Source organism: Lacticaseibacillus yichunensis (assembly GCF_003946405.1).
Lineage (GTDB): Bacteria > Bacillota > Bacilli > Lactobacillales > Lactobacillaceae > Lacticaseibacillus > Lacticaseibacillus yichunensis.
Genome location: NZ_RHOG01000022.1, coordinates 19,785 through 44,358, shown reverse-complemented (window position 1 = coordinate 44,358; position 24,574 = coordinate 19,785). Strand labels below are relative to the sequence as shown.

30 protein-coding genes and 1 pseudogene are annotated in these 24,574 nt (G+C 54.6%); 13 read left to right on the top strand and 18 right to left on the bottom strand.

What is annotated here, in order from left to right; all coding sequences use genetic code 11:
• Positions 1–34: 34 nt before the first annotated feature.
• Together EKM95_RS07735 and EKM95_RS07730 are read right to left on the bottom strand one after the other, a co-directional pair.
• The gene (locus EKM95_RS07735; protein ID WP_125697273.1) at positions 35–298 is read right to left on the bottom strand and encodes an AAA family ATPase; all 264 of its coding nucleotides are present in this window, start codon (positions 296–298) and stop codon (positions 35–37) included.
• A gap of 446 nt (positions 299–744) precedes the next feature.
• Positions 745–1,368, bottom strand: coding sequence for a TetR/AcrR family transcriptional regulator (locus tag EKM95_RS07730; protein WP_225423231.1), 624 nt, complete (start codon positions 1,366–1,368; stop codon positions 745–747).
• Positions 1,369–1,568: 200 nt separating this feature from the next.
• On the opposite strand from EKM95_RS07730, the gene EKM95_RS07725 reads away from it, so the two are divergent.
• The 3 genes from EKM95_RS07725 to EKM95_RS07715 all read left to right on the top strand — a co-directional run bounded on the left by EKM95_RS07725 (position 1,569) and on the right by EKM95_RS07715 (position 4,278).
• Positions 1,569–2,579: an NAD-dependent epimerase/dehydratase family protein gene (locus tag EKM95_RS07725; RefSeq protein ID WP_164510127.1), complete on the top strand. Its 1,011-nt coding sequence runs from the start codon at positions 1,569–1,571 to the stop codon at positions 2,577–2,579.
• A gap of 98 nt (positions 2,580–2,677) precedes the next feature.
• A complete protein-coding gene (locus tag EKM95_RS07720) occupies positions 2,678–3,268 on the top strand; it encodes a Crp/Fnr family transcriptional regulator (protein ID WP_125697271.1) in 591 nt (196 codons plus the stop codon).
• A 68-nt stretch (positions 3,269–3,336) separates the two neighbouring features.
• The gene (locus tag EKM95_RS07715; RefSeq protein WP_125697270.1) at positions 3,337–4,278 is read left to right on the top strand and encodes an alpha/beta hydrolase; all 942 of its coding nucleotides are present in this window, start codon (positions 3,337–3,339) and stop codon (positions 4,276–4,278) included.
• A 133-nt stretch (positions 4,279–4,411) separates the two neighbouring features.
• On the opposite strand, the gene EKM95_RS07710 is transcribed toward EKM95_RS07715, so the two are convergent.
• A complete protein-coding gene (locus EKM95_RS07710; RefSeq protein ID WP_125697269.1) occupies positions 4,412–6,586 on the bottom strand; it encodes a Tex family protein in 2,175 nt (724 codons plus the stop codon).
• A 227-nt stretch (positions 6,587–6,813) separates the two neighbouring features.
• Positions 6,814–8,283, bottom strand: coding sequence for an MFS transporter (locus EKM95_RS07705; protein WP_164510126.1), 1,470 nt, complete (start codon positions 8,281–8,283; stop codon positions 6,814–6,816).
• A 78-nt stretch (positions 8,284–8,361) separates the two neighbouring features.
• Between EKM95_RS07705 and EKM95_RS07700 the strand changes: the two genes are divergently transcribed.
• The 3 genes from EKM95_RS07700 to EKM95_RS07690 all read left to right on the top strand — a co-directional run bounded on the left by EKM95_RS07700 (position 8,362) and on the right by EKM95_RS07690 (position 9,594).
• Positions 8,362–8,784 carry a MerR family transcriptional regulator gene (locus EKM95_RS07700; RefSeq protein WP_125697267.1) on the top strand — a complete coding sequence of 141 codons (423 nt, stop codon included), beginning with the start codon at positions 8,362–8,364 and terminating at the stop codon, positions 8,782–8,784.
• A gap of 81 nt (positions 8,785–8,865) precedes the next feature.
• Positions 8,866–9,318 carry a hypothetical protein gene (locus EKM95_RS07695; protein ID WP_125697266.1) on the top strand — a complete coding sequence of 151 codons (453 nt, stop codon included), beginning with the start codon at positions 8,866–8,868 and terminating at the stop codon, positions 9,316–9,318.
• Between the two features lie 69 nt (positions 9,319–9,387).
• Positions 9,388–9,594, top strand: a complete 207-nt coding sequence (locus tag EKM95_RS07690) for a hypothetical protein (protein ID WP_125697265.1) — start codon at positions 9,388–9,390, stop codon at positions 9,592–9,594.
• A gap of 77 nt (positions 9,595–9,671) precedes the next feature.
• On the opposite strand, the gene EKM95_RS07685 is transcribed toward EKM95_RS07690, so the two are convergent.
• On the bottom strand, positions 9,672–10,913 hold the full coding sequence (locus EKM95_RS07685) for an MFS transporter (protein WP_125697264.1): 1,242 nt from the start codon (positions 10,911–10,913) through the stop codon (positions 9,672–9,674).
• Positions 10,914–11,231: 318 nt separating this feature from the next.
• A complete protein-coding gene (locus EKM95_RS07680) occupies positions 11,232–11,495 on the bottom strand; it encodes a hypothetical protein (protein WP_125697263.1) in 264 nt (87 codons plus the stop codon).
• Between the two features lie 312 nt (positions 11,496–11,807).
• Here EKM95_RS07680 and EKM95_RS07675 point away from each other — a divergent pair, with 312 nt between their 5' ends.
• Together EKM95_RS07675 and EKM95_RS07670 are read left to right on the top strand one after the other, a co-directional pair.
• On the top strand, positions 11,808–12,146 hold the full coding sequence (locus EKM95_RS07675) for a hypothetical protein (RefSeq protein WP_125697262.1): 339 nt from the start codon (positions 11,808–11,810) through the stop codon (positions 12,144–12,146).
• Positions 12,147–12,162: 16 nt separating this feature from the next.
• On the top strand, positions 12,163–12,438 hold the full coding sequence (locus EKM95_RS07670; protein WP_125697261.1) for a hypothetical protein: 276 nt from the start codon (positions 12,163–12,165) through the stop codon (positions 12,436–12,438).
• A 217-nt stretch (positions 12,439–12,655) separates the two neighbouring features.
• Here the strand turns inward: EKM95_RS07670 and EKM95_RS07665 are convergent, their stop codons facing one another.
• A complete protein-coding gene (locus EKM95_RS07665; protein WP_125697260.1) occupies positions 12,656–13,240 on the bottom strand; it encodes a hypothetical protein in 585 nt (194 codons plus the stop codon).
• A gap of 26 nt (positions 13,241–13,266) precedes the next feature.
• Positions 13,267–13,578 carry a helix-turn-helix domain-containing protein gene (locus EKM95_RS07660; protein WP_125697259.1) on the bottom strand — a complete coding sequence of 104 codons (312 nt, stop codon included), beginning with the start codon at positions 13,576–13,578 and terminating at the stop codon, positions 13,267–13,269.
• A gap of 104 nt (positions 13,579–13,682) precedes the next feature.
• Here EKM95_RS07660 and EKM95_RS07655 point away from each other — a divergent pair, with 104 nt between their 5' ends.
• Entirely contained in the window at positions 13,683–14,303 is a 621-nt protein-coding gene (locus tag EKM95_RS07655; RefSeq protein ID WP_125697258.1) for a hydrolase, read from the top strand.
• A gap of 121 nt (positions 14,304–14,424) precedes the next feature.
• Here the strand turns inward: EKM95_RS07655 and EKM95_RS07650 are convergent, their stop codons facing one another.
• Together EKM95_RS07650 and EKM95_RS07645 are read right to left on the bottom strand one after the other, a co-directional pair.
• Complete coding sequence (locus EKM95_RS07650) at positions 14,425–15,438, bottom strand: TMEM175 family protein (RefSeq protein WP_125697257.1); 1,014 nt, start codon at positions 15,436–15,438, stop codon at positions 14,425–14,427.
• A 10-nt stretch (positions 15,439–15,448) separates the two neighbouring features.
• The gene (locus tag EKM95_RS07645; protein WP_125697256.1) at positions 15,449–16,051 is read right to left on the bottom strand and encodes a DUF1054 family protein; all 603 of its coding nucleotides are present in this window, start codon (positions 16,049–16,051) and stop codon (positions 15,449–15,451) included.
• Positions 16,052–16,133: 82 nt separating this feature from the next.
• On the opposite strand from EKM95_RS07645, the gene EKM95_RS07640 reads away from it, so the two are divergent.
• The 4 genes from EKM95_RS07640 to EKM95_RS07625 all read left to right on the top strand — a co-directional run bounded on the left by EKM95_RS07640 (position 16,134) and on the right by EKM95_RS07625 (position 19,191).
• A complete protein-coding gene (locus EKM95_RS07640; protein ID WP_125697255.1) occupies positions 16,134–16,586 on the top strand; it encodes a YueI family protein in 453 nt (150 codons plus the stop codon).
• A 73-nt stretch (positions 16,587–16,659) separates the two neighbouring features.
• Positions 16,660–17,937 carry a replication-associated recombination protein A gene (locus EKM95_RS07635; protein WP_125697254.1) on the top strand — a complete coding sequence of 426 codons (1,278 nt, stop codon included), beginning with the start codon at positions 16,660–16,662 and terminating at the stop codon, positions 17,935–17,937.
• A gap of 407 nt (positions 17,938–18,344) precedes the next feature.
• Positions 18,345–18,635 carry a hypothetical protein gene (locus EKM95_RS07630; protein ID WP_125697253.1) on the top strand — a complete coding sequence of 97 codons (291 nt, stop codon included), beginning with the start codon at positions 18,345–18,347 and terminating at the stop codon, positions 18,633–18,635.
• 55 nt (positions 18,636–18,690) lie between these two features.
• Positions 18,691–19,191 (top strand): universal stress protein, encoded by a 501-nt coding sequence (locus tag EKM95_RS07625; protein ID WP_125697252.1) that lies wholly within the window; start codon positions 18,691–18,693, stop codon positions 19,189–19,191.
• A 463-nt stretch (positions 19,192–19,654) separates the two neighbouring features.
• On the opposite strand, the gene EKM95_RS07620 is transcribed toward EKM95_RS07625, so the two are convergent.
• The 8 genes and pseudogenes from EKM95_RS07620 to EKM95_RS07585 form a co-directional block, all read right to left on the bottom strand.
• Positions 19,655–20,530 carry a helix-turn-helix transcriptional regulator gene (locus EKM95_RS07620; RefSeq protein ID WP_125697251.1) on the bottom strand — a complete coding sequence of 292 codons (876 nt, stop codon included), beginning with the start codon at positions 20,528–20,530 and terminating at the stop codon, positions 19,655–19,657.
• Positions 20,531–20,769: 239 nt separating this feature from the next.
• Positions 20,770–21,747, bottom strand: coding sequence for a DUF2785 domain-containing protein (locus EKM95_RS07615; protein WP_125697250.1), 978 nt, complete (start codon positions 21,745–21,747; stop codon positions 20,770–20,772).
• A gap of 15 nt (positions 21,748–21,762) precedes the next feature.
• Positions 21,763–22,143, bottom strand: coding sequence for a DUF1694 domain-containing protein (locus tag EKM95_RS07610; RefSeq protein WP_125697249.1), 381 nt, complete (start codon positions 22,141–22,143; stop codon positions 21,763–21,765).
• Positions 22,144–22,804: 661 nt separating this feature from the next.
• Positions 22,805–23,608, bottom strand: a complete 804-nt coding sequence (locus tag EKM95_RS07605; RefSeq protein WP_125697248.1) for an N-acetylmuramoyl-L-alanine amidase — start codon at positions 23,606–23,608, stop codon at positions 22,805–22,807.
• 28 nt (positions 23,609–23,636) lie between these two features.
• A pseudogene (locus EKM95_RS07600) lies at positions 23,637–23,876 on the bottom strand (phage holin); the annotation flags it as partial.
• Positions 23,866–24,159 (bottom strand): hypothetical protein, encoded by a 294-nt coding sequence (locus tag EKM95_RS07595; RefSeq protein WP_125697275.1) that lies wholly within the window; start codon positions 24,157–24,159, stop codon positions 23,866–23,868. The pseudogene EKM95_RS07600 and the gene EKM95_RS07595, both read right to left, overlap by 11 nt.
• A 28-nt stretch (positions 24,160–24,187) precedes the next feature.
• Positions 24,188–24,253 (bottom strand): XkdX family protein, encoded by a 66-nt coding sequence (locus tag EKM95_RS11925; RefSeq protein ID WP_263852819.1) that lies wholly within the window; start codon positions 24,251–24,253, stop codon positions 24,188–24,190.
• A 65-nt stretch (positions 24,254–24,318) separates the two neighbouring features.
• Positions 24,319–24,573: a hypothetical protein gene (locus tag EKM95_RS07585; RefSeq protein WP_125697245.1), complete on the bottom strand. Its 255-nt coding sequence runs from the start codon at positions 24,571–24,573 to the stop codon at positions 24,319–24,321.
• Position 24,574 lies beyond the last annotated feature (1 nt).

Here is a 24,574-nt window from a genome sequence, read left to right as displayed (position 1 = left end):
GACGGGCAAACCTATCGTTTCCGGTACAAATTTACTACCAGCACCAAGAATATGGTGGCCTAGTTGAACAGCCACTAGTTAGAAACGTTTCAATCATAGTTTTGTTGAGCAACGATTCTAATTGCGAATAATCGTATTTGAAGGTTGCTTGATTTAGGACAATTTCGATTGCTTCTAGAATCGTAGACTTTCCTGCGGAATTTTCGCCGATTAAAATATTCAGTCCTGGTTGAAACTTAACTTCAAATTTTTCAAACTTCTTATATCCATGAATTCGGATTGCTTTGATGTAGTTCATACTCTCACCACATTTTCAGAAGCTTCTGCCTCAATCTTTCCCATTTGATTGTCCTCCAGTATGATCACGATCAGCGTGAAGTTACTGATGCTTGTCCGTCAAGCATATCATGTAATCACCACAATTACGCATGCTTTGAAAAAAGTTGACTCCAGATATTGGTGTATTTTTGAATAAAAATCGCACATTGGTTAAATGTGCGATTCATTCAGTAGTATTTACAGGTCAGCTCAAATGTTGCACGCTGTTGCAGAAGTTATCAATTGGTGCTAACTTTCACAGCATTCTGTCAAGAAGTCTTCCTTGAATACCTTGGTGTGCCTGGATTTGTGTTGAGTCAAATTGACAATATTTGCCTTGTTACCACCAGAAGCTGTAATTAAAAACGCTGCAAAACGCCTTTACCGGACATTTTCTGGTACAAAGCGGTGCAACACAAAAACGTGTCAGTCTTTCGAGGCTGGCACGTTTTTGTGCGGATAATTAGCTTCAAGAATGGTTGTGAATTGTGCACCCACTTTCAGCGCGCCCACTGTCGCGTTTTGCAGTGTCCCTATCAAAATGTGTATATCATCCAGGCTTTCCCCTTTGCCATGCAGTAACCACTCACGCCAAATGCCGTACACGCCTGCGCTCATAAATGTCACCCAGTACCTGCGCTTGGTGGCATCAAGATCTTCCCACTCACTCCCTTGCGCGTAATACCGTGCCATATTGTCGGTGAAGATCTGCTGAATAATGTATTCGTAATTCCGCGTTGCGGCTAAAGCTAGATCTGCATAGAAATCAGAAAAGAATGCCGCCATATCCCGCAATTTGTCCTCAGATGGTACTTGTCGGATCACGTCATCAAAGATCGCCTTGATCTGAGGCGCGAAATACGCGCGAAGAATGTCCTCTAGCGCCTGATAGTTACGATAAAATGCCATCCGGCTGACGCCAGCGCGCTTGATCAGATCAGTTACCTTGATCTCGTTCAGGTCATGCGTCTGCAGCAGCTGCAACAGCGCAGTCGTCAGATATTGTTGCGAATCCTCTTTGATCTGTTGCGCGTGCTTCGTCGCTGCCATATCACTTTCTCCTTTATGTCACACATGCCGGCAACCTGCTTGTCTTGAACTCGATGACAGTGTACCTTAATGACGCTGAGGTTACAAATGTTTCTCAGCCAGGGAAAACACACGATGCACAGCGGCGACTTTCTCGGGGCCAATACCTGACCATCCGTGATCATCGCGTGCTTCCCGCAAGACATGAGGAGGACAATACAATGGCAAATTATTTAGTCACTGGTGGCACCGGCTTCGTTGCAAGCTGGGCGATCGTCACCTTACTCAAACGAGGCGAGCAGGTGCGTACCACCGTTCGCTCAGAAGAAAAAGGGAAAACACTCAAACAAGCCTTGAGTCAGTACACAGACACGACCGCCCTCAGTTTTGCGGTCGCAGATCTGACTGATGCAACTGCATGGCCCGCTGCGATGCGAGATATCGAGTTCGTCTTACACATTGCTTCACCAATGAGCGCTGACGATCCAGATGATGAGGCGGCCGTGATGAAACCGGCCGTCGATGGGACGCTAAACGTGCTCAAGGCAGCAGCCGCAGCCCATGTCAAACATGTGGTAATGACCTCCTCACTGGCAGCCGCGACCCCGCCAAGTTCGGAGACCAATCAGGCCATCGATGAATCTTATTGGACGGACCCAACGAATCCTGAGCTTAACGCGTATTGCCGATCAAAAATCCTGGCAGAACTAGCCGCATGGAACTATATGAAGACACAAACTCAGACTGCCTTCACGACCGTTCTTCCTGGCGCCATTTTTGGTCCAATTCTGCAACCGCAGAACACCCACTCGGTCCAAGTCATTCAGCAAATGATCGTCCGCCACGCGCCAAATCCCAAGATCAGCTTTGAGATCATCGACGTCCAGGACCTGGTCGATCTGGAGATACGGGCGGTTAACTCTCCCGCCGCAAACGGCCAACGCTATAACGCGATCTCCGAAAATATTCCGATGCGCGACATTGCCAAGATGCTGAAGAAAGATGTGCCCGACCTTGCGAGCCTCGTGCGGACTTCCCAACTGCCAGACACGCTCCTGCGACTCGCAGCCAAAAAGGCCCCTGCAGTGAACGCGATCGTCGGGATGCTGGGCCGCAAATTTGCGCACACCAACCAGAAGGCCATTCGCGAACTAGATTGGCGTCCCCGGCCAGCTGAAACGACCGTGATCGATACGGCCAAAAGTCTCAAGGCATTTAATTTATTGAGCTGACACCTCTAATTGTGTGATTTCTTCCGGCAGCGCAATCGCCCACCTCACCCCCAAACGCGATATAATGAGACCCAAATACAGACTCCCAGGAGGTCATCATGGAGATCGCAGTTAAAGAACAGCTGATCGCGCAAACAACGGCTCGGTATGCCCCGAACATCCCCACTGCCAGTATCCACAAATTGGCGTTGCTGGCGGATCAAGTCTATTTTCCCCGCAATAGCACCATTCTTGAGCTTGATGAGCCGCAAGAGCAGGTCTATCTGATTCAGGACGGGCTTGCGCGCTCCTCGGCGGTCGATGAGCAAGGCCATCTGATCGTGAAAAACTTTATGTTGGAGGGCGATTTCCTCATCGGCGAAAGCCTGTTTTCGGCCACCAGCACCGAAAGCTTTAGTGCGATCGAGGACCTCCATTGTTTGCGGTTTGCGGCTGCGCAAATGAAACCCATTTTGATGGCGGACCCGGCCTTGACGCAACTGTACATCGCGGTGCTTGAGGACACCCTGCGCTACAAGATGCGGCGCGAATACGGTTTTCAAAATTTGGATGCGGCGGCCCGCTATCAGGAATTCCGGGCGCTTTTTGGCAAGGCGGAAGCGCGGATTCCGCAAAACCAGATTGCCTCCTACATCGGCATCACAAAAGAAAGTTTGAGCCGCATCCGCAAGAACCTGGCGAGTCGTTAACATAGATCAACGCGCCGCGCCCCACCCCTTGGTATTCTAAGTTCATCAAATAGATGGAGGTCATGACAATGACAACTTATGAAAACCAACAAGCGTGGCGCGATGTGCAAGACTTTTTACCGGCGGCTTATCACTATACTGAGACATACCACCCTGTCGAAGAGCAATGGAACTGGCGCGGCAATAGCGTGCACCTGGACACTTTCCGCAACCCGAACGCAAAGGCGAAGATCATTCTATTTCATGGCGTTGGCACCAACGGCCGGCAGATCTCGATGATCATCGGCGGCCCGCTTGCACAGGACGGCTACGAAACGATCACTGTGGACATGCCGACTTATGGCGTCACCGATGTCGCACCGCACACAATCATCAGCTATGACGACTGGGTTCAGTGCGGCTCCGACCTGATCGACAGCGAGCTCGCAAAAGATGATCGGCCGATTTTCCTGTATGGCCTGTCCGCCGGGGGCATGGAGACCTACCATGTCGCGGCGCGGAATAAAAAAGTCCGTGGCATTATCGGCATGACCTTTTTGGACCAGCGCAGCAAAGACGTCCAAATGACCACGACCAACAACTGGTTCTGGGGCACGTTTGGCATTCCGTTGACGAAAATAGCGACCAGCATCGGCTTATCCGGCTTCAAGATGAAAATGAGCATCCCATCGAAAATGTCCGCCTTGGTCAATGATCCTGATTGCCTGAAGATCTTGCTCAAGGATCGCACGTCCGGCGGCAACCGGGTCTCGATGCGCTTCATGAACACGTATATGACCTATGCCCCAGATATTGAACCGGAAGATGTCACCGTCTGCCCTGTTTTGCTTACTCAGCCCGATGCGGACCGGTGGACCCCGCAGCGTCTCAGCGACCCGTTCCTCGATCGGCTGACCAAGGTCCAAGTCACGCGCACCACCTTGCGCAATGGCTCCCACTATCCAATCGAAGCCACCGCCTTGGCCGATCTGCATGACGCGATCAGTGACTTCCTGCAGCGTAACCTGTAAGGCCACCCCGCCTCACGCCCCTCAACACGAAAATGGCGACATCCAGATCGGCAGTTGTGCCGAACGGAATGTCGCCATTTTTGATTGAAAAAAGTGAGAGGTTGCCTGTCACACGAAGGTAACTAGTTCGAGATCAGTCCTCATCCGGATCGATCATGGTCAGCTCGATTCGTTCACGCACCATATCGACCTCGGCGATCCAAACAGTCACAATATCGCCGACTGCAACGACACTGCTGGCATCACGGACATGTTTTTTCGCCAGCCGCGAGATGTGGACCAAGCCGTCGTGTTTGACGCCGATATCGACAAATGCGCCGAAATCAACCACGTTCCGCACCGTGCCCTGCAACTGCATGCCTGGCTGGAGGTCCTCCATTGTCAGCACATCCTTGCGCAAAAGTGGGGCCGGCATCTGATCGCGCAGATCGCGGCCTGGATGTTGGAGACTAGCCACAATATCCACCAAGGTCGCAGCGCCGACCGTGGCCAAAAGTGGCACCGGATCGACCTTCGTCAGCGTCGCCGTTTTTGCGGCATCGCCGAGATCAGCCGTGGACAGATTTGCGGCGTGCAGCAAGCGCTTCGCTGCCCCATAGCTTTCTGGATGAATGTCCGTATTATCCAGCGGCTCAACGCCGCCAATGATACGCAGGAACCCGACCGACTGCTCAAAGGCTTTGGGGCCAAGTCGCGGTACGTTTTTGAGATCCATCCGGGTGGTATAGCGACCGTGTTCGTTGCGGTAGGCCACGATATTCGTCGCAGTCGTCTTGGTCAGCCCGGAAATGCGCGTCAACAGCGGCACACTGGCGGTATTGAGATCCACGCCGACCTGATTGACGGCCCGTTCGACCACGGCATCAACCTCGCTGGCCAGAGCCTTTGCTGGCAGGTCGTGTTGATATTGGCCGACCCCGATCGATTCGGGATCGATCTTGACAAGCTCGGCTAACGGATCCTGTAAGCGGCGGCCGATGCTGATCGCACTGCGCTGTTCAACTTGCAGCTCAGGAAATTCGTCGCGGGCCAGCTGGCTGGCGGAATACACGGATGCCCCCGCTTCGTTGACGATCACGTAGAAGATCTCGCGATGAATTTTTTTCAAGGTGTCGGCCACAAACTGCTCGGATTCGCGACTCGCGGTGCCGTTGCCGATTGCAATCATGGTGACATGGTACTTCTCCAGCAGGACGGTGAGCTCCGCTGGGGCCACAGCGCGCTTGGCAGCAGGCGCAGGCGGAAATGGATAGATCACGGCCTTGGTGAGAAATTTCCCGTTTTCGTCGATGACGGCGAGTTTGCACCCGGTCCGATACGCCGGATCAAAACCCAGCACCACGCGACCTTTAAGCGGTGCCTGCATCAACAGATTGTACAGATTTTTTCCAAATACTTCGATCGATTTGGTGTCGGCAGTCTCCGTCAACTCATTGCGCAGATCGCGCTCGATGGCTGGACCGATGAACCGCTTGTAGCTGTCCTCATAGGCGTCTGTGACAAACTGCGTCGCCTGACTGCGCTGGTGGCGGCCAATCAGTCGCTCATGCAAGTGTTGCAAAATAGGGCCGGTGGCGACTGTCACCTTGACCGTCAAAATTTTTTCTTTTTCGCCCCGATTGATCGCCAGCGTGCGGGTCGGAGACATCTCGTTGACCCGCGCACTGAAGTCATAAAATTGTTGGTAGACCCTTTTTTCATCAAGCGCCTTGGCCTTGGGCTTGAGTGCGACCTCGATCTTCCCGTTTTTGGTGGTGTAAGTGCGGACCCAGTTGCGTAGCGCGGACTGATCCGCATAATTTTCCGCCAGGATCTCATGTGCGCCAGCCAAGACCTCTGTGACACTCTTGACCTTCTTGGCCGGATTCACATAGCGCCTTGCTTGCTGGCGGAGGTCCTCGGTGGGAAAACGGCTGATCCAATCCGCAAATGGCGCGAGTCCCTGCGACCGCGCGACCATGGCTTTGGTCTGGCGTTTTGGTTTGTATGGCAGGTAGAGATCTTCCACATCCTGCATTTTGGTGGCGGCATTGACCTGCTGTGTCAACTTGGGCGTGAGCTTGCCCTGCTCCTGGATACTTTTGAGTACCGCGGCTTTGCGGTCCTGCAAGGCTGTCGCGCGCTGAAAGGCTGCCTCGATGGCCTGAATCTGGACTTCGTCAAGACTGCCAGTGCGTTCCTTTCGATACCGAGCAATAAATGGCACCGTGTTGCCCTCTTGCATCAGTTCAAGCACCGCGCTGATCTGGCGGCTGGTGATGCCCGTGAGTTCATTTTTCACGAGCTGTAGTGTCTGTGCTTCGATCATGCGATCATCCCTTATTTTTTTCTGGGCGATTGTCCCTCACTATGTTTAACATAAGATCGCAAAATCGTCCACGATGAGGATCGCGGATGAAGACATCGCGTCACGGCAACCAGTCGTGGCGGGGAAAATTGGTCGGCGTCTGCGTGCCAGATCCTAGTCGCCAGCAATTGCACCAAAGCGGCATCGCCGTGGCCCATTGGACAGCCATGCAGTTTTCCGCCAGCCAATTAGTCGCGCAGGCCCCCCTTGCGCCACGGATCCAGCAAACTGACCAGCAGGCTTACCGCCATAATTAGGCAGGCCCAGATCGCCAGCCAATGAAAGCCTTGGAAAAGAATCGTCCTGAGCAGCGGCACCAGATGGCTCGGCAATTTGGCAGCGGAGGCAGCGCTACTGATCGCGTTGAGCTGATTGATCTTGATTTTGCCAGAATGCGCCGCGATCGCGTGGCGGAAGGTGGTGTTGAGACTCAGCGACAGCATCGACAGCACCAGGGTGGAGCCAATCGTCCGGATCAAGGCGTTCAGCGCGGTGGCCGAACCCACTTGACGCTTTGGCACCGCGTCCTGGACCGCGACTTGGGCGGTGCTCGTCACGACCCCCGCGCCGAGGCCAAACAAGGCCCCCGCCACGACTAAGAACCCCACGCTGCTAGTTTGCCAGATAAAAGCCAAAATCAGCACCGCCGCGAACATCACCAAGCTCCAGCGCCGTACCACCGATTTTTCCGAGCGGCGTGCCAGCAGCGGGGCGTTAAGCCGGGTCCCGACGGCCAGCATGACGGATGATGGCACCAGTAAAAACCCACCTGCCAGGGCCGTCAGTCCGTAGACCCCCTGGCCCCACATTGGAATGTAGCTGTTGACGAAACTTAAGACCCCGTATTGGCAAAACATCAGCACGTTTTTTGCCATGTAGGACCAATTGCGAAACAGCCCCAACGGAATGATTGGATCAACGGCGCGATGCTCGGTCCAAAAGAAGAACACGCCAACGACCACCGTGATCACGGCCGTCGCACCGACCAGTCCCAGATTCGGCGTCTGTGCGCCGAGTGCCTGAATCATCAGCATCAGTGCAATGATCGTCGTGGCTAAGGTCGATGCCCCACGATAATCGATTGCCTGGCGGTTTGGCGTGAACGACTCCTGGTAGTTGCGACTGATCAGCCACATCATGAACAAGCCGATCGGAATATTTATAAAAAAGACCCAGCGCCAGCCCAAACTATCCGCGATCCAGCCACCGATCAACGGCCCGACTGCAGATGCGATCGAATACGCCGCATTGGCATTGCCGACCTGCTTCACGCGTTGCGCGGTGGGCAGTTGCGTGCTGTAGATCACATATGGCAGTTGCACCATCGCGCCAGCGCCGATGCCCATCGCCAGGCGCGCGCCGATCAGCATGTACATGTTGACGGCGAGGCCCTCAGTCAATGAGGCAAGCACAAAAATTCCTGTCCCGATCAAGATCAGTGGCTTGGTGCCAAACCGTTCCGCGAGTTTGGTCCAAAGCGGGGCTGTGACCGCCATCATCAGAAAATAGGCCGTCAGCACCCAGCTCATCAGCCGAATCCCACTGAGGTCATCAACGATTGCCGGAATGACGGTTGCCACGATGGTCGATTCCAAGCCGACCATCACATTCGATAGCGCAAATGCGTGCATCGCGATATTTTGTTTTTTTGTGTCCATGCTGTCCCTCCTCATAGTTGCAAGCACAACCTTACGCGGTTACACTAGGTGTAAGTCAAGCGATGAGAAGGAGAAAAAATGCGAATTCAAGAAATGGCTGCAAAATACGGCCTCACCACCTATTCACTGCGCTTTTATGAGCGAAAAGGCCTGCTCCATCCGGGGCGTGACAGCCGCGGCGACAGAGATTACACCCAGGAAGACCTTGCAGCGCTGGACCGCATCGTGTTGTATCGTCGCGCGGGTCTGTCCGTCGAGCAGATTCAAACAATTTTCGCTGGCATGGAAACAACCGAGATGATCGCGCTTTTGACCAAGACACGCGCACAAGTAGTCGACCAGCTCGCCGAGATGCAGGAGACGCTCGCCTTTTTGACCGCTAAAATCGCCCACGAACAGCAGCGGCTCTCGGCAGGTGGCCAGCACATCCCGACCCCGGCAGAGGACGCCGCATTGGGATTGCCGAAGGACGTCTCTGGAAACGAGGTCGACCGCCATTGATCAGCTCGCGTCCATCTTTCGACTGATGCAGACAGGGCATATTTTTTATATACTCATGAAAATCAGTAATTTGGAGGACTTATGAAAAAAACATTCAAGAAGGCCCTTGCGTTGGCCTTCATCCCGTTACTGCTGCTGACCGCCTGCAGCCAACCGCAGACTACGACGACCACCAGCACCAGTAGCACAACCTCGACGCAGACCGCCACACCCGCCAGCATGATGGCCGCGATCAAAGACCTTGGCCTGCCGATCAGCAACCAGCAGGCGCTCGATGAAAACGCGTTGGCAAAGCTCGCCAGTCAGGTCGGCGGCGACCTGACCAGCGCCGCGACATTCACCAATGATACGGGCATCAAGTTTATGATCTTGATCGCCAAGAGTAGCGCCGATGCGACGGCGGTGCGCAGCTATTATGCCGGGCAAAATTGGCATGTCACCAGTGATCCGAGCCGACGCATCGTTTTTGCGGCCGAGCGCACGCTCAAGCAGAGCTGGTTTGATAAATACAAAGTGCCTGTGTTGCGGAGCTGAGGACACCCACCCTTGCTTTAATCCGACCGCCGCGTATACTGTTGTCATCACAACAAAGAAGGTGTCCCAATGACAGATGACGAATACGATGCCTTGATCACAAAACTCGGCAAGCTCAACGATGAGCGCCAACAACTGGAAGATTATGATTACCCCAGCGCCATGGCGAAGGGCTACTCCGGCCGCGGCCTGTCGCTGCAGGAGATCAAAGACAAGCTCGCGGCATTGAACGATCAGATCTCGCAACTGGAAGCCAAACGCGACAGTCAGGAATAAAAAACGGCGATGCCTGTCCGATATTTCGGAACAGCATCGCCGTTTTATTTCCAATTTCGATCACACTGGATCGTCGCTTACGCCGCTTTTGCCTGCTTGCTCAAGGTGCGCAGCCCCGGCAAGGAGAGCATCACGATGAAGCTGATCAGGTACAGTGCGGACAGGAAGCCCATGGTGACCATCAAGTTGTAGCGGTCCATCAGAAGGCCAATGACCACCGAGGAGAACCCGCCGATTGCCCGCCCGACGTTCATGATAACATTGTTGGCCGTGCTGCGGATCCGCGCAGGATAGAGCTGGCTGATGACCGCGCCATAGCCGCCAAACATCCCGTTGGAGCAAAAGCCGACGATGGCGCCGATGAAGACCAGAACCGTGGCAGAGCGCGCCAGCGTGATGGCAAACACGATCATGGCACTGGCCAAAAGAAACAGGCCAAACGCCCAACGTGGGCCGATCTTATCCAAAATGTTGCCGAAGACCACCATGCCAAGGCACATCCCAACGATCGTGGCGATCATCCACAGCGCAGACCCGGAAACAGACAGGCCCTGCTGCTTTTGAACGATCACAGGCAGCCAGTTCATCAGGCCGAAGTAGCCGGCAATCTGGACAATGGTCATCACCATCAGACCCAGCGTCTGAGTAGCCAGATGCGGCGTGGCAAACAGTGCGGCGAAACTGACTTTTTCATGTTTGACTTTTGCCTCGGCCCGCGCCGCCAGAAAATCATCGGATTCCTTGAGGTGACGGCGAACAAAGAAGGTCAAGATCACTGGGAAGACCCCCAGCAAAAACAGTGCGTGCCAGCCCCACCGCGGAATGATGAAGGACGCGGCTAACGCAGCGATGATTGCCCCAATCTGGCCGCCGATCGCCGCAACAGAGGTCATCCGCCCGATCTGGTGCTTGTCAAAGCTTTCCGCGATCAGCGCGATACCCACGCCATACTCCCCGCCAGCCCCGATGCCGGCCAGAAAACGCAGGAAGTAGATCGCCCATAGGTTGTTGGCAAACGCCATGGCCGCGGTGGCGATCGCAAAGATCAAGATGGTGTGCGAGAACGTTTTGACCCGCCCGTATTTATCCCCGAGCAAACCAAAAAGTGCCCCGCCGACTAACATCCCGATGTTGGTGATCGAGCCAATCAAACCAGCCGCCCCACTTGAGATGTGGAGTTCGGCGATGATTGGGGTCAGGGAAAACGAGAGAAACATGATGTCCATATTCTCCAGCGAAAACCCTGACGCGGTGGACGCGATCACGAGTTTCTGCTCGTGAGTGGCGCCGTCAACAGTGTGCACTTCTGCTTGATTCATATTCAATTTTGCCTCCAAAATGGCCGCTCTCTGTCGGCCGTTATTTTGTTCTGATTCATTGTGGCACTAGAATGCAGCCGGCGCAAGGGGCAATTAGGCGATGTGCGCGCCAGATAACAGTTTTCCCGCGCACCGCCCGCTAAGTTCCGATGCGGACAGTCAACCTGCTCGCATGCGGCCCATCCCCCGATTGGTCGAATTGTTAGCGGTTACGCCATTTTGTATTAAGTTGTTCGAAGTGCCCGCGGCCCGACTCCGAAAATAATCAGTCACCGCCCCACCCCACGCGCAAAAAAGCCGGGCCTCTGCCCAGCTTTTTTAGTCGTCCGTCCCAGTCAGCGGCTCCAACGCCTGATAACTGATCACAATCTTTGAATTCAATTCCTCTTTTGCGGCTTGTGAGATCTTTGGGCACGCGGAAAAATCAATCATGCAGGAATTTTTATAACGCTTCGTGATCACGCCTTGCGCCTGCTTGCCATCGAGCAACGCAGAGCGAAAACGCATCACCTGTCCTTCATGAAACTGCGCGTTGACCTCATTTTCTTCGAACAATTCCCAGTGCTGTTGTGGTCTTGCCATCACAGACTCCCTTCATTGTCCGTCGCCCAGTCCGGCCGCGGTCCGCGACGTCGGCTTCCGCAGCTTGGCCCCCCATCGTGGCGAGCACCATTGTCTCCATTATACCTGAGTGCAGGCAACTTTTGGACTCAACTCTAATTATTTTATAATTTTCTCCGCTAAAAACATTTCCGGTATTTCTTATATCCAGCCATCCATCAGCCACGCGCGCCACTATTTTTTAATCAAAGTCATCCCAGCGTTGAGGCGCCAAAGCAGACGGCGCGGCGGGTTTGTGCTACACTGCCGCTGTGAGTGAAAGGAGAGACAAACATGCATGAGATTCCGGAAACAATGGCGGCGGTCGCGACCTTGGTCGACAAGGCGCAGGCACGCGGCGAACAGCCCAGCGAAGACGATGTGATCGGTGCGGGCCTTCGCAACTGGATGCAGGAGCTACTAGACGAGGCGATCGAAGGCGGCTATCTGACCGCGGCCTGGACACCCACGGGCTTTCAGGTGACGGATATCAACGGCGCCGTCATTTACGCTGGTGCCGAACTTGTGGAACAGGCGCAGATCGCGTCGTTCAAAGCCGACGCGCATCGCACCCTGATGCATGTCCAGACCACGATGCGCCAACTGATCGATACTGGGAAAATTCCGCTGTGAACAGGGCAGCTTGGGAATGACTGGGCCAGACACTGCGACATTGATGCTCGCAACGTTGACACTGGCGATCGGCTTTTACAGCGGGCTGACCACCTCCCGCGTCGTCCATGCGGCCCGACGCGCCATGCTGCGGGCCGTCTTCGTCTTATTGCTGGCCGCGTGTTACCTCGCGTACTGGAACCATGGCATGGCCACCGATCAAAGCAGCTGGGTGATCATCGCCGGCGGATGTTGCGCGATGTGCTTCCGCTATGGGGAACTGGTGGGCGAACGCGCCGAGGACAAAAGTTAAGCTTTTCGCACGCGCTCACAACGCCTCTCGAGGCCTCTTTAGTGTGTCTTTAGGCGCCAACTGACGAAATTTGCCGGTTGGCGTTTTCTTCGCTTCCAAAAAAGGGGAAAGTTGCATTCAATCCAGGTACCCGAAACACTAAAAATGCCAAGTCTCAAATTCGAGACCTGGCATTTTTTGCAAACATCCCCCACCGAAGAACCCCGACGCCAAACCCTCACCGCTCGGCAAACTCACGATGCAGCCGCGCGTAACGTTGGTAAATGGGCTCCCCAATCAAGGTCTCATACTCCAAGCGTCTGATATTGAATGCCGCAAGCGCCGGAATCAGGAGATGCATCCCACCAAAGGCCAAGAAGTCGGCGGTCTGCACGCCCAAACTTTTCTTTGAATCCATGAGCAGACCCTGCAGTGTCACGCGCCGGCCTGTTTCAACATAGATGAAGTCGGCTAGATGCTCAAGATCTGTGGTCAGATGTTCTGCTCGGATATCGGAACGCTGATCGAGGACGACTGTAAAAGACGATGCGTTGATGGCGAGAACGCGTGCGAGAATCGCGATCAGGTAGGGGTAAAGTGGATCTTGCTTGCCGCTTGCCAGCTGAAACGTCCGGAGAGGCAACCACAGAAGTTGGGCTTTCATCGATCGACCGACTTGACCGAGCACCTTATTCAACCGCTGCGGACTGGCGACACGTGCCTTCGATTCAGAACCCGGATACCAACCGGCGGGATTGAGACCTTCCGTCAAGGGCTGACTGAACCGGGCGCCTTCTGCCCAAGCGGTGAGCGAGACCAACATTTGGGTCGGGTCGGTAAAGGCTTCGTCTAAAAAAAAAACGTCCCCTGTTTGCTAACTTGCGCGGGAAGTCCGATGGTGGCCAAAGGTGTTTTCCCTCCGACTGCGATCGCTGTCCCCAGCGCTATTCTTTTCTGGACGGATAACTCAAGTCCAGGTGGCATTTGGCGTGTGCCTTTTTTTAGTTGCCGCAAATAGGACTTGACCTTCCGCTTCGTCAAGTCCGTCGTTCGCTGCTGCCGAAGCACACGCGTCACCGTGGTTGGGGCCAAGCCGATCTGCCTGGCAAGTTCGGCGCGGGTGACGCCGTGTTCGACCAAGTATTTGAGCGTCACTGCCATGGTAGGCCTCCTCGTCCGGCAAAGCATATTGTTACCGCTTTCGCCGTCTCCGTTTTATAATCATCTTGTCTAATAGATTACGTTTTTTAGGGAGGAGATTTCAGATGACCAGCTATCCGCGAAGAGATCCCTTTGAAGACCGCCTGCTGACGCCGGAAAACAGTGCGCTGCTCGTGATCGATTATCAGCCGACCCAGATCAGCTCGATTCGCTCGATCGACCATCCGACCTTGATCAACAATATCGAGATGACCGTGAAACTTGCGCAAGTGTATCAAGTACCGATCATTTTGTCGACCGTCAACGTCGCCACCGGCCGGAACAAGGACACCGTGCCCCAGTTGAAAAAACTGCTCGAAGACACGCCAACGATCGACCGCACCAGCATCAATGCGTGGCAAGATCAAGACTTTGTTGAAGCCGTCAAAAAAACTGGCCGCAAGCACCTCATCATGGCCGCCTTGTGGACGGAAGCCTGCCTCACCTTTCCCGCGCTAGACGCCTTGCGTGAAGGCTATTATGTCCATCCCGTTGTCGATGCGGTCGGCGGAACCTCCGTTGTGGCGCACGAAACGGCCCTGTCGCGCATCGCCCAAGCCGGCGCGGAGCTGACCACCAATGCCCAGTTGGCGTGTGAATGGCAGCGCGACTGGAATCGCACGGCGACCGTGCCAGATTTTGTCCAGCTCCTACTTGGGGCCGGCGACTTTATCTCATTGGAATAACACCGGTCGCGCGCGTTTCGCAACCCGTGATGAGACGCAAAAGAGGTTGAGACATCCCCAGTCTCAACCTCTTTTTTGCGTTTTGCCAAACCCGACATACGGCGCTCCAAAACAGCTCTTCTTAGTCGCGCGGTTTTTGGTCATCCTTGGACGCCTGCAGCCGCTGGTCCCGCGCCGCTTTTTGCAACTCGAACCACTTGCCCATTTTCTGTTCAAATTGGGCCTGCTGGGTCGGCGACATGTGATCAAAGCGCCGCTCGACCTGATGGCGCCAGCGCGGATCAACGCTCGTGTCTAGCCATTGATGTAAATTGAACGCATCTGGGTCGCCAGCATCCGCCCCACGCTTTTCAACCGGCGTATTGTGATCTGCAGTCGTCGTGCGTGAGCCCTGGCCAGGTGCCTGTCCGCCTGTCGTCCTGGGCTGGCGACTGGGCAGCGACCCGTTCGTGCGCCCTGAGGCTTCACGCCAGGCCTTGCGAAAATCCCGCACCCCATCGGCTGTCAACGAAACAAAATCCGCCTGCTGGTCGGTAGGCAAAGTCGCCACATCGTACATCTGCTGGCGCGCCTGACTGTTGAGCAAAAACATCAGAATCGGATACGCCAAGTAAAAAATGACTGCAAAATCCGGCAGGAAAAAGGCGACGACCAACATTGCCAAACTCATCAAATCCAAGTAGCGGTTGGCGGTGCCGTAGATCTTGGTGTAGACCTTTTGCATCTCGGATTTTTCCGTGTATTGCAAATGGACGATTGCCTTGGCGAGATAGCGAAACAGGAAATTGACCGCGACCTGCAGCCCGCCATACAGCATCACCGACACGCGCGTCGTGTGCAGCGCCATCATGTTCGTGAACAGCGGCATCAGCGCCAGCAGTGCCAAGAACGCCATATCGAGAATCAGGATGCGGTACGTCATCGTCTCGATCTCGGAAAACGCGGTCCCATGTTGATACCACATATTGGCCACGAAAATAAAACTCACCAGGAAAATGCCGACCGCTTTGCCCAACTGCAGATAATTTGCCCAGGAATCATGCATGACCGGCGGAATATTCAACACCATGATCGTGATGATGATCGCGATGATCGCATCACTGAAGGCGTCCAGCCTGTTCTTTAATTTTTCCATGTGTGCCCTCCTATGCGTCTAACAACCCGGCGTAAAGCGGCGCCAGCATCCCCACTCGTCGCTGAATATCGGCCCACAACTCATCCGGTTCGGCGAACAACGGATCTGTCGCAAGATACGTCTGCCCGATCAGCAGCTCCCCTTTTTGCGTGGTCGCATAGCGCTGGCTGAATTTGGCAAAATTCGTCGCGTCAAGGGGCAACACCGCTTTTTGCGTGTGATCTCCGGAAAGCTCAAACGGCGTCGGCAAGCGGTCCGCCTGCGCGCCAAGGCGCGCAAGGTCGAATTGCACGCCGGTGGCCTTGCTTTCCTGAAGCAGCGCCAGCCACACAAACAGGCGATCATCCCACAGCCCCACCTCGATGTGCGGCTGCATCTTATACCCGCGGGTGCTTGTCGCCAGTGCCAACCACGTATCCGGCGGCGGATTATTATGCCGCCGTAGATGCTTGGCCAGATGCACGGTCTGCATCGGCAGGCCCACTGCGGCGAGCTGATTCGCCAGCGTTTGGCCGGCGATCACGAATTTAGGATCGAGCAACGTGCGAATTTTTCCTAACCGCCCGGCCAAAGTGGGGTCCTCAAAGATGGTAAAGTCAGCCGTTGTAAACACGGCGTTCACCCTTTCTGCTATACTAGATAGGACCTATGTTAGCCCTTTTGAGCATTCGATAACAGCCCCCAAGGAGGATCCGATGGCAGACGATCAAAACCAGATGCAAGACCACCTCAACTCCGCGCTGTACGGTCCGCCGCAAACCAGGCCTGACGAACGACGCCACTACCTCGGGTCGCTGCGGGAACGCACCGCGCTGTTTGTGGACAATCAAACGTTGCGCGAGCCGACCACCTTGGCGCAGGTAGAGCCCCTGCTCAAACAATATGCGGCGAAGGCGAATTTCAAACTGCTGCTGAATGGCAAACTGCCGGCGGAGCTCACTGCCCCCTATATGACAGAAGCAACGCAGCTCGGCCTACCATTCACGCTGGTTTCCGATGAGACGGCCCAGACTGACGACACCGCATGCGGCCTCTTGATCACCAGCGACGAGGCGATCGATCACGCCGACATTTTTTTACCAAAGCAGACGGCCCAGGCGCCAAAGGAAAAACCGAGCCTGTTTGACCGGCTGTTTGGTGAGCACTAGCGCAACCTGACAAGGCATGACACGAAACGCGCGGCAGTCGCCTGCGCGTTTTCTTCATTAAAGAAGGGATATTATGCAACAACCACTCGCGTATCGCATGCGGCCACGCAACTTGGATGAGGTCGTCGGCCAGCAGCACCTTGTTGGCCCCGACCAGATCATTCGCCGAATGGTGGTGGCCAAACGCCTGAGTTCAATGATTCTATATGGCCCGCCTGGCACGGGCAAGACCAGCATCGCCAGCGCGATCGCCGGCACCACCAAATACGCCTTTCGCATGCTGAACGCGGCCACTGACACGAAAAAGGATCTTCAGATCGTGGCGGAGGAAGCCAAGATGAGTGGCACCGTGATCCTGCTGCTGGACGAGATTCATCGGCTGGACAAAACGAAGCAAGATTTTTTACTACCGCTTCTTGAAAGTGGCCGCATCGTGTTAGTCGGCGCCACTACCGAAAATCCTTACATGAGTATTTTGCCTGCCATTCGCTCGCGGTCACAGATCTTCCAAGTCTTCCCGCTGACGCCGGAGGATATCAGCGCGGCGATCGACCGGGCACTGGCTGACAAGGAACGCGGCCTCGGCAACCACGCGGTCGTCTTGGATGACGAGGCGCGCGAGTTTCTCACCACCGCGACCAACGGCGATCTGCGCAGTGCCCTCAACGCTTTAGAGCTTGCGACGTTGTCCACACCGGAAACGGACGGTGAGATTCACCTGACGCTAGCCGTGATGCACGAATCGCTCCAGCAGCGCGCCATCGCTGGTGATGCCGACGGGGACGCGCATTACGATATCATTTCCGCATTTCAAAAATCGATTCGCGGCTCCGATGTCGATGCGGCCCTCCATTATCTCGCAAGACTGATCACGATCGGCGACCTGCCAAGCATTTTGCGGCGCCTCTTAGTCATCGCCTACGAAGACGTCGGCCTCGCCAATCCGCAGACCGCCAGTCGGACACTCACCGCGATTCAATCTGCGGAGCGGCTCGGCTTGCCTGAAGGGCGCATCCCCCTCGCCAACGCCGTGATCGATCTGTGCCTCGCACCGAAAAGCAACAGTGCCATGAGCGCGATCGATGCGGCACTCGCCGACATTCAAGCGGGCCACGCCGGCAGTATTCCCGACGACCTGCGCGATGCCCATTACAAGGGCGCCGCGGCGCTGGGCCACGGGGTCGGCTATCAGCTTCCGCACAATTTTCCAGGCGGCTGGGTCAAACAACAATATTTGCCGGATACAATGGTGGGCCATCACTACTACGCGCCGAAAAATACCGGCAAATATGAACAGGCCTTGGCCGCCCAATTGACGCGCCTGCACGACATGGAAAAGCGCAGCAGGTGAAGCGCTGCCATTCCCCACACGCTGTCGTTTAAAGCGGTTTCCCCGAAGCAAGGATTCTTGCGCGATCGGCGGTTCAGTGCTACCATAGAGTCATGGAAGTTCTAAGGTGTGCGCGCTTCCCATCTATCAGTTGACCGAACAGTCTCACCACATTGGGACCGGAAGTGGCAGGCATCGTGTTGTTCTTTCACTGAATGACTGACGTGCATGTCGTCTAGTCCCACCTACTGAAAAGCGGGTTTCAACTTAACGGGAAGAAAACGGCACCACTAGGCTTTCGTATAAAGTGCAAACTTTAGGCCGGCATTTGCCGGTTTTTTCTTTGCCCTGACAGCACCCGCTCAGTTGTTTTGCCGCAGGGCTTTGTTACAATGGATTCATTATTATGCACACGAAGGGACCCGCTTATGCTGATCAGAATCGTCTTTGTCTTGTACGCCATCTTACTCTTTACGCTCGCCGCTTACCTGTTTGGGTATAAAAAACACGGCTTCCTCACCCGCCAGACCGTGTCGGAAAAAACGGGCCAGGCTTTGCGTAACTATGCGTGGTTCATTTTGATCGCCGGGGTGATCGCCTTGGTGCCGGTGATCTGGCAAAACGCAGTCGTTGATATTCTCGCGCTTTTGATCGGCGCAGTGAGTGTCGGCGTGCTTGGGCTTCGCCTGCCGAACCTGATCGAAGACGATGAAGAATAGCGTCTGGTTTCATTTCATGCGCCAATAAAGTACAATTAAAGCGGAGGTGATGGCAATGTTACAACAATACAAGCATATCTTGGTCGCGATCGACGGCTCTTATGAATCCGAGCTTGCCTTCCAGAAGGCGGTTGCCGTCGCGAAACGAAATGACGGCGAACTCGATCTTGTCAACGTGGTAGACACACGGTCGTTCTCGAACGTGTCGAGTTTTGATACGAATATGGTGGAATCAGTGGCTGCCACCGCCAAAAAGACGATGGAAGACTACATCGACCAAGCACATAAGGCCGGTCTGGAAAAGGTCACCTATAGCATCGAATACGGCGCGCCGAAAACACTGATCGCCCGCGATCTGCCAAAGAAGCTCTCGATCGATCTCATCATGATCGGCGCCACTGGGCTCAATGCGGTCGAACGGCTATTGATCGGTAGCGTCACCGAATACGTGACTCGAAACGCCGAATGTGACGTCCTCGTGGTCCGCACCGACTTGAACAACAAGCCGGCCCTAGCAACCACCAAGGCACCAAAGAAACAGGCGCCAAAGAAATAAGGGTGCGTCGCGCAGCGTTTAGGGGCGGGCAGCTAGCGTAGTCTGGGCAGTCGATGGTGAAACCATCGGGTGACCAGATTGCCTAGATGACCCGCCCCTGCTGCGCGAAGCCCAACTGGAAAAACGGTGCGAAGCGGGGCGCTTTGGGGTGAGTGGCTAATTTGGGAATGGCGCTTGGGGCCGAACTTCGCCCCGAGTGACAGTCCCAATTAGACGTCTCACCCCTGCCCCGCGAAGCCCAACTATAAGGGTGCGGAGCGGGGCGCTTAGGTCTGAGCAGCTAGGCTAGCACGGCGCTTGGGGTGCACTTCGCCCCGAGTGACGGGCGTACCTAGCTGTCTCAGACCTGCCCCGCGAAGCCCAACTATAAGGGTGCGGAGCGCAGCCTGCGTCTCGCCCGCCACACAAAAAAGATCGCCCCACCAGACATCAACAACTGTCTGGTGGGGCGATCTTTCGTCTTTCACGCCAGTTCGCGCTGGCTCGTTTCATTCTCCAGCGCCGCTAACAGCTGCGGCGAGTGGTTGACCCGCGCAAGTGCAAGCGCGATCTGATAATTTTCATCTGCGCGCTTGTCGGCCAGGGCATCATACGCCCGCGCCTGGAGCGCATACAATTCATCAAGTAGAAAAAGGCTGTCGTGTTTCGTGGCAAAGTCGATGCCGGTTTTCACATTGGTCAAGACGGCGGCGTACTCTTCTAATTCGAAAAAGACGCGACTGATGTGCCAATAGATCGTGATCACAACATCGAGATAGCGGCCTTCCGGAAATGGCGCATCATGAAGCAGGGCCAGCGCCTGGTCGATATAGACCCGTGCGCGTTCATGCGTCCCTTTCTCGGCATAGGCGAGTCCCAGGCCCAGCGTCGCCATGATGGTGAGCAGATCGCGGTCCTTGACCAACATCGGCGTCAGCACACGGCCGAAGTAATAGATTGCCTCGTCTGGGGCTTTATGAGCAAAAAGCTCCACCATCCCCGAGTAATAGTTGAACCGGCGCTTGTCCTCTTCCGTGGTGAGTTTTTCCGAACGGACCTTGGCCAAAAACTCGGCGGCTTGGGGATAAGCCCCGCGGCGCAATGCCTTGTCAGTGTCGCTGAGTGATTGCTGAATGCTGTCGTGATTAGCGACGACAATATCATCCATGGTGATATCCAGCCGCCCGATCAGGCGCATCAAGATGTTCATACTCGGTACCTTGTTGCGCTTTTCGATCAGGCTGATGGTCGCCTGGGTGCAAATATCCTTGGCCAACTCGGCTTGCGAGAGGCCTTTGAGTTTGCGATAGTAGCGGACCCTTTCCCCCAAGATCCGCAGTGGTCCCTGTTCTCGTTGCATGACTTACACTCCCTTAGCTGTTGCCTGCATCAGGCAGGCGCGTTCCCTACGCTCTTTTCCATAACAATATTATACTGACGAGTATGAGTTTTGGCTAGTTTTTTCGGGCGCGTATCATTGAAGTCTAAGCAAACAAAAAAATTTATAAGCTGGCGTCCCGATGCAAAGATAACAGAATATAAAAAACCACATCAATCAATCAGATGCGGTTGCGGAAATTTTCACGTAGTCAGATGAAATTAATAGACGTCGATTATTTTTTGTAAATAGTCAATGACACCCTTTGGCATGTCAGAGCGGATGATCAGCGCCTCCAGCAAGCGCAAACGGTTGTACCAGCGGTTCCAAAACGCCTCCGATTCGCGTGGCCGCATGGTCGTCACACGTTTTTGCCAACTCGTTAAGCACATCACGAGCGACTCCGCGTAAAACTGATGCTTCACTGCCAAGTTGGTCAAGTAGCCTGCGATGCGCTGATCCTCACCGAAGACCAGGGCATCATCCATGCGCTGCCAGCCTTCCAGCACCGTGGCCATCAGGAAGAGCTTGTGCCCGCGGCTCAGCACCTTGACCTGACTCAGCTCATCGGCGAGGTTGCCGATATGTGTGTACGCGTGCGCCCACCCCTGCGGATCGACATAGCCGCGCCCATCGCGCTCGAGGATGATGTAGGTGGCAAAATTCAGCGTGAGCGCCTCATGCGCTTCGGCCGACAGCACGTGATAGCGGCTGTCCGCATACACGAGGCCGGACAGCAACATCACCGCAAAACTGCGCAGAAAGACCGCGTCATTTTGCGGCTCGAGAATGTGTGCAAACAGCACATCGGGTCGTTGGAGATACGTGGCCAGCCAATCGATCTGGGCAACAGTGAAGGCATCCGCCTGAAACAGATCGCCCATCAGGAAAAAGACGCCTTTGTCTCGCACCGCAGGACTGAGGCTCGCCAGGTGATCCATCAGAAAACTTAACTCTTCATCGCTGATCTTGGGATCGTTGCTTCCCTTGATGCGCTTGCTGATCGACGAAATTCGCGCAAGCGCGCGCATATCATCATCCGGCGTGGTGAACGGCGTCTCCTGGAAAGACGGCCGGGCGTTGTAGATCTCCCCCAGCGCATCTGGCAGGTGTTTGAAGACCTTGCCATCGAGCAATTGTTGTCGAAGCGTCTGCATCGCGTCTTTGACCGTTTGCACGGCCTCTTGTTCAGTTGCCATAAGAGCCTCCTTCTGTCATAGCAAGATCGGCCGGCTGATCTTTTCGGTCGGATGGGCAAGGACCCAGCCAAAATCGTTGACCAGCGGCGTCTTTTTCACCCGCATCCCCGGCTGGGCCATGATGGTGAACGGATAATCATGCGCCAGCGCTTGTTGCATATATTGGGTGATCAGGGCCTGGTTCATCAGGCCATTAAGATAGATGCGGTATTGCGGATACCGCGTAAGCACCTCGTCGAGCAGGTCAAAAATGCGGGGATCGTGCAGCTGGCCGATGGTGACCGCCATCGCCACCCGCTCGCGAAAATTGCCAAGGAATTCGCGTTTTTCATCTGGCTTGATCGTCGACAGGCCCAATGCCTTCGCCTTGATAAACTCATTCAGATCTTCTGCCACCGTGCCCACCTGCCTTTCGCGTTCCATTATAGCATTTCAAAAGGGTGCGCAGGTCCACCCGACATTCGGGTTGAAGCCCATTGTAAAACGGGAAAAAATGCGGGTAGCACTTTATTCATGATTGCTTATTGCTGAGTTCGGAGAACCGACTTCTCCCATTCACATCGAAAAACGACAGCGCCCTTCAGCTGCAGAAGACGTGAAAACAGGTTGCTTAGTTTTCCATCATTCTAGCCCGTGTTCATAAATGTCCGCGCTCACCACTTGCTTTTCCAAAAGCTTGACACCCATCTATCTTCGGGCGTAGTAAAAAAACCGGAACAACGATCATTCCGGTTTTTCAATGGCTTGCCTCGCACCCAATCTCGGCCGCGGAATCTAACCCAGCGATGTGGCACTTACCCGACCGAGCCGTCCATTTCCATGGATACGACCCTGGACTAAATTTAGGTATTGTTATCTATCAAAAAGGCCATTTCCCGGCATTTCAAAACTTGTCACTGTTCTAAATTGAACCCAATTGTAAATAAATGAGGGCACGATATGGGCAATAATATAACGTTCCAAGCTAAATTTACAGCTCACTTCTCCGCTGGTCGATGAGTTTCTGTAGCTCGTCGCACAAAAATAAGCCCCACCCCGCAAAGGGTGAGGCCGTGGGTCACTTCTTCTTTTCCGCCGCAATCAGCTTCACGACGTTCTTGTTGCCGCTGATACAGCCGACCGTCGTCTTGAGATACGGATAGCCGAGCTTTGTCTTCGACACCGCTGTCGCATACAGTCGTGTGCCCTTTGGCAGTCGTCCGATCTTCTTCGCGAAAGTGTAGTCCGTGTATGCGTAGACGTTTTTTGCGATGATCTCCGCCAGCCCTGAGTTGCGCGCTTCCAGCTCCGCCACTGTCCAATAGTCCTTCATGTCGAACTTTGGCGCGGCAGTTTTACTGGCGGCCTTGCCCGCCTTTAAGTCAGCCGCGAGCTGCGTCTTGCTGATGCCAATGCTGGTTAGGTAAGCGTATGGGTCTTGGTGGTCACCCCAAAGATTGTCACTCACCCACTTGTGCGACTTGATGCCGTTACCTGAGCCGTCAAGTGTCCGTGGGATGCCGTACTTGTCTGCGTAGTAGACGGCCGCCGCGATCCAGTTCTGATAGGCCGCGATGGCCTTATCGTGATCAGCGTAGCGGGCAAGCTCGATCTGAAACGGGCTTTGTTCGTTTGCCGGACTTCCAGCCCCATATGCTACGTAACCAGGCTCGCCGATCAGATAAACACGGTCCCACCCAGCAATGGCGTGTGTATAGGCATACTGCCAGTGGGACTTCATGTAGACGGCCTCGTTCACGGCGCTGTTGGTGCCGGTGTTGTTGGCGTTGCCAGTGTCATGCAGGATGATATACTGCGTGGCCGCCTTCGCCGAGCTGCCAGCGTTAGTCGCCAGCGCATAGGTACTGTCATACTTGACCATTGCTACCGTCCCCCTTCTTTGGTGTGGTGTAGGTCAAAGCCTGAGAGCTGTCGGACACGCCCGCGGTCGTCGGATCAGTCACAACCCCAAGAATTGACAGCACCGCGAATACAGCGTTGACGATGCCAGTCAGCTGTGTACCAAGATTGGCGAAGTCCCACTTGTATCCAAAAGGCGCAGCCACAGCTTGCGCAAGCAATAAAATAGCCGGCACTAGGGCCAGCCAGAATTTGACGCTCAATACTCGTACTTTCCAATTAATCTTCATGGTTATCTTCTCCTTTAATGCCTACATGGTCTTCTAATCGAGTGATTCTAACCGAATGGCTACCGAGCTCGTCATCGTGTGTCCTCAGATGTTGTCCCAAATCTGCCAGTGACTGTTCGTGCAGCTTGAGCTGACGATTAATCGTCTCTGAAAGCACTTGAATATCAGAACGCAATGGGTCTAAGGCAATCTTTTTGAACAGCCAACTGCCTGCGCTCACACCCACCCCGATGACTGATATGAACTCCGCCCAGTCACCAATCGTGTATCCCAAAAATGTCACTTTCTCACTTCCTTCCACAAAAATACCGCTAGGCGTTTGCCCCAGCGGCGTAGTCATTACCGGTTATCTGCTTGTACTCATCAGCCGTTATCATCGCTGGCACGTATGGCGCTAGGTCAATCCCCCAGCTGTTAAATAGTACACACTGGTCATAGTTGCTCATGACTTCGCCTCCAATTGCGCTAGACGCAAACTTAATGAGGCAATCAATTGCTGCTCAGTAGTCGGCTTTGGCGCGTATAGCTCAGCTTGCTTTGCCTCATCTATCTTCAGCGTCCCATCGACCAGCTTTGTTGCGCCGATGACGATGGCGTCCGTATCAACCTCGACAATCGTGTCTCCCTCATCGGCAAACTCCGCGCCCGTCCAGCCGTTGATATAGCCCTCTGCGTCCGTGTCCAATCTAACTTGCATA

Bases quoted from the DNA above. Each gene is read 5' to 3' on its own strand.
- EKM95_RS07735 (WP_125697273.1), bottom strand. From the start codon at position 298: ATGAACTACATCAAAGCAATCCGAATTCATGGATATAAGAAGTTTGAA.
- EKM95_RS07730 (WP_225423231.1), bottom strand. From the start codon at position 1,368: ATGGCAGCGACGAAGCACGCGCAACAGATCAAAGAGGATTCGCAACAA.
- EKM95_RS07725 (WP_164510127.1), top strand. From the start codon at position 1,569: ATGGCAAATTATTTAGTCACTGGTGGCACCGGCTTCGTTGCAAGCTGG.
- EKM95_RS07720 (WP_125697271.1), top strand. From the start codon at position 2,678: ATGGAGATCGCAGTTAAAGAACAGCTGATCGCGCAAACAACGGCTCGG.
- EKM95_RS07715 (WP_125697270.1), top strand. From the start codon at position 3,337: ATGACAACTTATGAAAACCAACAAGCGTGGCGCGATGTGCAAGACTTT.
- EKM95_RS07710 (WP_125697269.1), bottom strand. From the start codon at position 6,586: ATGATCGAAGCACAGACACTACAGCTCGTGAAAAATGAACTCACGGGC.
- EKM95_RS07705 (WP_164510126.1), bottom strand. From the start codon at position 8,283: ATGGACACAAAAAAACAAAATATCGCGATGCACGCATTTGCGCTATCG.
- EKM95_RS07700 (WP_125697267.1), top strand. From the start codon at position 8,362: ATGCGAATTCAAGAAATGGCTGCAAAATACGGCCTCACCACCTATTCA.
- EKM95_RS07695 (WP_125697266.1), top strand. From the start codon at position 8,866: ATGAAAAAAACATTCAAGAAGGCCCTTGCGTTGGCCTTCATCCCGTTA.
- EKM95_RS07690 (WP_125697265.1), top strand. From the start codon at position 9,388: ATGACAGATGACGAATACGATGCCTTGATCACAAAACTCGGCAAGCTC.
- EKM95_RS07685 (WP_125697264.1), bottom strand. From the start codon at position 10,913: ATGAATCAAGCAGAAGTGCACACTGTTGACGGCGCCACTCACGAGCAG.
- EKM95_RS07680 (WP_125697263.1), bottom strand. From the start codon at position 11,495: ATGGCAAGACCACAACAGCACTGGGAATTGTTCGAAGAAAATGAGGTC.
- EKM95_RS07675 (WP_125697262.1), top strand. From the start codon at position 11,808: ATGCATGAGATTCCGGAAACAATGGCGGCGGTCGCGACCTTGGTCGAC.
- EKM95_RS07670 (WP_125697261.1), top strand. From the start codon at position 12,163: ATGACTGGGCCAGACACTGCGACATTGATGCTCGCAACGTTGACACTG.
- EKM95_RS07665 (WP_125697260.1), bottom strand. From the start codon at position 13,240: ATGTTGGTCTCGCTCACCGCTTGGGCAGAAGGCGCCCGGTTCAGTCAG.
- EKM95_RS07660 (WP_125697259.1), bottom strand. From the start codon at position 13,578: ATGGCAGTGACGCTCAAATACTTGGTCGAACACGGCGTCACCCGCGCC.
- EKM95_RS07655 (WP_125697258.1), top strand. From the start codon at position 13,683: ATGACCAGCTATCCGCGAAGAGATCCCTTTGAAGACCGCCTGCTGACG.
- EKM95_RS07650 (WP_125697257.1), bottom strand. From the start codon at position 15,438: ATGGAAAAATTAAAGAACAGGCTGGACGCCTTCAGTGATGCGATCATC.
- EKM95_RS07640 (WP_125697255.1), top strand. From the start codon at position 16,134: ATGGCAGACGATCAAAACCAGATGCAAGACCACCTCAACTCCGCGCTG.
- EKM95_RS07635 (WP_125697254.1), top strand. From the start codon at position 16,660: ATGCAACAACCACTCGCGTATCGCATGCGGCCACGCAACTTGGATGAG.
- EKM95_RS07630 (WP_125697253.1), top strand. From the start codon at position 18,345: ATGCTGATCAGAATCGTCTTTGTCTTGTACGCCATCTTACTCTTTACG.
- EKM95_RS07625 (WP_125697252.1), top strand. From the start codon at position 18,691: ATGTTACAACAATACAAGCATATCTTGGTCGCGATCGACGGCTCTTAT.
- EKM95_RS07620 (WP_125697251.1), bottom strand. From the start codon at position 20,530: ATGCAACGAGAACAGGGACCACTGCGGATCTTGGGGGAAAGGGTCCGC.
- EKM95_RS07615 (WP_125697250.1), bottom strand. From the start codon at position 21,747: ATGGCAACTGAACAAGAGGCCGTGCAAACGGTCAAAGACGCGATGCAG.
- EKM95_RS07605 (WP_125697248.1), bottom strand. From the start codon at position 23,608: ATGGTCAAGTATGACAGTACCTATGCGCTGGCGACTAACGCTGGCAGC.
- EKM95_RS07585 (WP_125697245.1), bottom strand. From the start codon at position 24,573: ATGCAAGTTAGATTGGACACGGACGCAGAGGGCTATATCAACGGCTGG.